Raw genomic sequence first — 4,759 nt, 5'->3', positions numbered from 1 at the left:
TCGCTTCGCTTCGCCGCGTCTTCCACCGCTTCGCTGATGGCGATGCCTAGCGAACCCAGCGAATCGGGATTTTGCGCCAAAACCGCTTTGCCGGACTCCGTGCGGTCGGAGGGGCTTGCGATCACTTCCGCGCCAAACGTATTCATCAAAATGCGGCGGTAAGGTTTTTGCGAATAGCTGACTTTTACCATATACACCGTGCATTCCAAACCGAAAAACTTGCAGGCCATGCTGACCGACGAGCCCCATTGCCCGGCCCCGGTTTCCGTTGCGATTCGTTTGATTCCTTCCATCTTGTTGTAGTACACTTGCGGAATGGCCGTGTTCAGCTTATGGCTGCCTGCCGGGCTTACGCCTTCGTATTTGTAGTAAATATGCGCAGGCGTATCCAGCGCTTTTTCCAATTGAACTGCTCGCACCAAAGGCGTTGGCCGCCAGATTTTATACAATTCGCGAACTTCTTCCGGAATTTCGATTAAGCGTTCCTGGCTCATCTCCTGGGCGATTAACGATTTTGGAAAAATCGCCGCAAAATCATCCGGTCCGGCGGGTTTTCCGGTGGCCGGGTTGATCGGCGGCTGTATCGGATTCGGCATGTCCGCCATGACATTGTACCAATGTGTGGGGATTTCGCTTTCCGTAAGCATGATTTTCTTATCCACCATTTTCCTTCACTCCTGATTCTAAAATAAAAATCCCGCAACATATTGATTCGTTGCGGAAACGCAAAATCCTTTTTCTGCGGCAAAGCAAGAATAAACCAGTATTTGTTAACTTTCTCTTGAGGCTTGGACAGTTTGGCAACCGGCCGATTCCAAAAAGCGCATGAACGCCTGCTTGCCCGTTTTTGTCCGTTTGAACACTCCGGCGTCGGCCAATACGGCGGCGAATTTTTCGCCGACACTTGCCTTTAACACAGCCATAGCCTGATCCGCGGATAAAGGACCGGTTTGTGCGGCCAGCAATTCGTCAATCCATTCCGCATGCTTGGCCAACGGATCATCATCGGGGATAGAGCCCGTCCACTTTTCCGGCGCTTGCAAAATTTCGGCGATCGCTTTCAGCTCCCGCTGCAATCTGCCCGGCAAAACCGCGAGGCCCATCACTTCGATCAATCCGATATTTTCTTTCTTGATATGATGCAAATGGCGGTGCGGATGGAAAATGCCTTCCGGATGTTCGCCGTTGCAGCGGTTGTTTCTAAGCACCAGATCGAACTCGAATTTCCCGCTTTCGTTTTTGCGGACGATCGGCGTCGCCGTGTTATGCGGAATCTGTTCGCCGTTCATGACTGTCTGATGAGCGATTTGCGCCGCCGGATCATCATATTTACGCCAACAGGAAAGCAAATGATACGCCAAAGCGCACGCTTTTTCTTTATCGTTTGCGGCAATTCGCACAACCGACATCGGCCAACGCAAAATGCCCAAAGTCGCGCCGGGAAACGCGGGATGGATGAATCGCTCCTCCACCGGCGCTACGTCCATCGGAAAATGGTGTCTTCCCGCCTGATAATGGTCGTGCGTCAAAATGGAGCCGCCAACGATTGGCAAATCCGCATTGGAACCGATGAAATAATGCGGAAATTGTTCGACGAATTCCAGCAGACGGCGAAACGATGTTTGCGTCAACCGCATCGGTTCATGGCGTGCGGAAAGCACGATGCTGTGCTCGTGATAATACACATACGGCGAAAATTGAAAATACCATGTTTCACCCTGCAATTGAAGCGGAATCAGACGCAGATTTTGCCGCGCCGGATGATGCGCGTTGCCGGCATAGCCTTCGTTTTGCCGGCACAACAAGCATTTGGGATACGCCGAAGCCGGTTTTTCCTTGGCCAACCGGGCAATTTCCGCCGGATCTTTTTCCGGTTTGGACAGATTGATCGTGATTTTCAGCTTGCCGTACGCGGATTCATGTTCCCAGGCGATATTGCGGCCGATACGATCCATGCGGATATAATTGGCGTCGATGCAAAATTGATAAAACCAGGATGTTGCCGCCGCGATCCCGCTTTTTTCGGCAATATTCCAAAATGTACGGATCGTTTCCGAAGGACGCGGCAGAAGCGCTCCCATCATTTTCGCGTTGAGCAAATCTTGTCCGGTTACCCCCGGAAACGGCAGCAAACCGCGCTTTTCCGCATCGGCGATTAGCAACTGCAACATGGCGTGCGGCGCGCGCTCGCCGGCAAACAAATCATCCGCTTCTTCAACAGGGGGAGGCAATTGCAGAAGCGCGTATAAAGCGTTCCGGCAAAAATCCCTGTCTTCCTGTTCCGCAAGCCCTTGCCTAAGCGCAAAGTTCACCAAGCCCGTGATTGCCGCGTCTGTGTTTGCGCTCATGCAAGCTCCAGCTCCTTCACGCCGTCGCCAATGCCAAAATCGTAGAAGCTTGCTGCAAGCCCAGTGCGTTCCTTGTATTTTGCGCCCACTTCCGCGGCAAATTGCTCCACCGCATCGCGATGCACAACGGAAACCGTGCAGCCGCCAAAGCCCGCTCCGGTCATGCGCGAACCGAGAACCCCGGAGATCCGCAACGCCTCTTCCACCATGACGTCAAGCTCGCGGCAGCTAACTTCAAATAAATCGCGCAGCGACACATGCGACGCGTTCAGCAATTTTCCGAATTCGGGCAAATTCCCCTGTTCGAGCAGTTTGACGCTTGTCAGCACGCGATTGTTTTCTTCCACAACGTGTTTGGCGCGTTTTTTCACCGATTCACTCGGCAATAAATGCGCGGATGCGTCCAGCTGCTCCGGGGTTAGCTCGGCAAGGCAAGCGATGTGCGGGTACGCGTTGCGCAAAACCGCAAATGCCGTCTCGCATTCGCTGCGGCGCTCGTTATATTTGGAGTCGACCAGCCCTCTGCGCTTGTTCGTGTTGGCCACAACCAGCTTGTATTCGCCCAGCGGAACGGGAATATGGCTGAACTCCAGTTTGTCGCACTTAAGCAAAACGGCATGATCTTTTTTTCCGTTGGCAACGGCAAATTGGTCCATAATTCCGCAGTTAACCCCGACAAAACGGTTTTCCGTACGTTGGGCCAGGAGCGCCAAATCCGTCCGATTGAGCCCATGTTTCTCCATGGCGGCAAGCGCAAAAGCGCACGCAACCTCGATCGATGCCGACGACGACAGCCCCGCGCCGTTCGGAATATTGCCGGAGAACAGCATGTCATATCCGCTGTTGATTGCGTAGCCCTGTTCGCGAAATGTGGCGATGACGCCTTTCGGATAATTCATCCAATCGTCTTCGGCGCGGTAAATCAACTCTTCACTCGCCAAAACGCCATGCTCGGAAAAACCGGTGGAGAAAAATCCGAATTTGCCGTCCGCACGGGGGCGAATCAGGCACGTTGTTCCGGCGGTCAGCGCCGCAGGCAAAACATACCCGCCATTATAATCGATATGTTCCCCGATCAGATTCACCCTGCCCGGCGCGTAAAAAAACCGGATGGATTGAGCCGAATCACCATAAATTTCGCAAAATTTCTTTTTAAGACCGGACAAATGTGCTTCCATAAAGGCTCCCTCGCTTTTCGTCATGCTATTTCCAGTATAAGAAACGAAACGAAACAGCAGTAGGGAAAAAAGTTTGCGAAATATGGATTATTGTGTCCTTTTCGCTGCCGCCGCCTTTTCAAACATGGTACAATAGCGATAACAGCTTATTCGTTGAAGGTGAATGTATGCCTGGCAAACCATCGTATCGGGTCGCCACAAATCCGCAGGCAAACGAAGCAAACAGGCTGGGGTTAAACGTGCTGTTTGCCGGAGAAAGCCAAACAAAGCCGCTGCATAAACTTGGTCCAAAAGTGTACGAGTATTACTTGCTGCACTATATTATCGCCGGCGGCGGCGAGTTTTCCACGGAACAATCGGCCTATACGCTGCAAGCCGGCGACAGTTTTTTGATCGAACCCGGAAAGCTGGTAAGCTATCGCTCCGACAAAACGAATCCGTGGCGGTATTGCTGGGTTGCTTTTCATGGCGAGCAAGCGGATGAATTGGTCCAAAAGGCGGGCATCACGCATCCCCCCGTCATACGCGGCGGACCTGCGAAGATCGCTTCGCTGATCCGCGCTATTATCACCGCGTTTCGAACGCGCGGCAGGCTGGCGGATATGAAGGCTTGCGGTCATTTGTGCCTGATTGCGGCGGCGTTAGGCGAAGCGCAAACCGCTCTTGATCCGGATGCGCGTATGATGGACATCCAGCAAATCGTAAAGCAAGCGGTAGATTACTTAACTACGCAATTCGCGCAAAATATTTCCATCGAACAGATGGCGGAAAGTCTTGGTTATAACAGAGGCTATCTTTCCCGCATGTTTAAAAAAGCGACCGGGGAATCTCCTTCCCATTACTTGCTGAAATTCCGCCTGGAGCAATCCCGCAGACTGCTGCGCGAGCGCAACGAGTTGAACATCGGGCAGATCGCCGCTTCTGTCGGTTTTCAGGATGCGCTGTACTTTTCCAAACAATTCAAGCGGTTTTACGGCGAGTCGCCGGCCGCTTACCGCAAAGCCGTCCAGGGAGGAAAAACATGGACCGCATCTCGCCGAAAGAAACCACGTTCGCGTTAAAGTTAAAACAGTGGCCCAAACATGCCATAGCTGCGGGCTGCCGCCATACCGTCGGCCTTAAAGCGGACGGCACGGTGGTGGCTGTGGGTAACAATCGGTATGGCCAATGCGATGTTAGCGGCTGGCGCAATATTGTGGCGATCGCGGCGGGAAATGTTCATATGGCGACGAA

Annotated in this window: 5 protein-coding genes; 2 read left to right on the top strand and 3 right to left on the bottom strand. The window is 52.8% G+C overall.

The window, feature by feature from the left end:
- The 3 genes from VF260_13620 to VF260_13610 form a co-directional block, all read right to left on the bottom strand.
- On the bottom strand, positions 1 to 665 hold a 665-nt coding region (locus VF260_13620; protein ID HEX7058222.1), incomplete at its 3' end, for a TrpB-like pyridoxal phosphate-dependent enzyme.
- Between the two features lie 105 nt (positions 666 to 770).
- The gene (locus VF260_13615; GenBank protein HEX7058221.1) at positions 771 to 2,348 is read right to left on the bottom strand and encodes a UDP-glucose--hexose-1-phosphate uridylyltransferase; all 1,578 of its coding nucleotides are present in this window, start codon (positions 2,346 to 2,348) and stop codon (positions 771 to 773) included.
- On the bottom strand, positions 2,345 to 3,526 hold the full coding sequence (locus tag VF260_13610) for a galactokinase (GenBank protein ID HEX7058220.1): 1,182 nt from the start codon (positions 3,524 to 3,526) through the stop codon (positions 2,345 to 2,347). The genes VF260_13615 and VF260_13610 overlap by 4 nt, the downstream gene beginning before the upstream one ends.
- A 167-nt stretch (positions 3,527 to 3,693) precedes the next feature.
- On the opposite strand from VF260_13610, the gene VF260_13605 reads away from it, so the two are divergent.
- Together VF260_13605 and VF260_13600 are read left to right on the top strand one after the other, a co-directional pair.
- Positions 3,694 to 4,587 carry an AraC family transcriptional regulator gene (locus tag VF260_13605; GenBank protein HEX7058219.1) on the top strand — a complete coding sequence of 298 codons (894 nt, stop codon included), beginning with the start codon at positions 3,694 to 3,696 and terminating at the stop codon, positions 4,585 to 4,587.
- Positions 4,548 to 4,759: RCC1 domain-containing protein (locus VF260_13600; protein HEX7058218.1), on the top strand; the 212-nt coding region annotated here is incomplete at its 3' end. The genes VF260_13605 and VF260_13600, both read left to right, overlap by 40 nt.

It is taken from the genome of Bacilli bacterium (genome assembly GCA_036381315.1).
In the GTDB taxonomy this organism is placed as follows: domain Bacteria; phylum Bacillota; class Bacilli; order Paenibacillales; family KCTC-25726; genus DASVDB01.
Note: the sequence above shows the minus strand (reverse complement) of the source record. Positions and strands in the feature narration are given on the sequence as shown.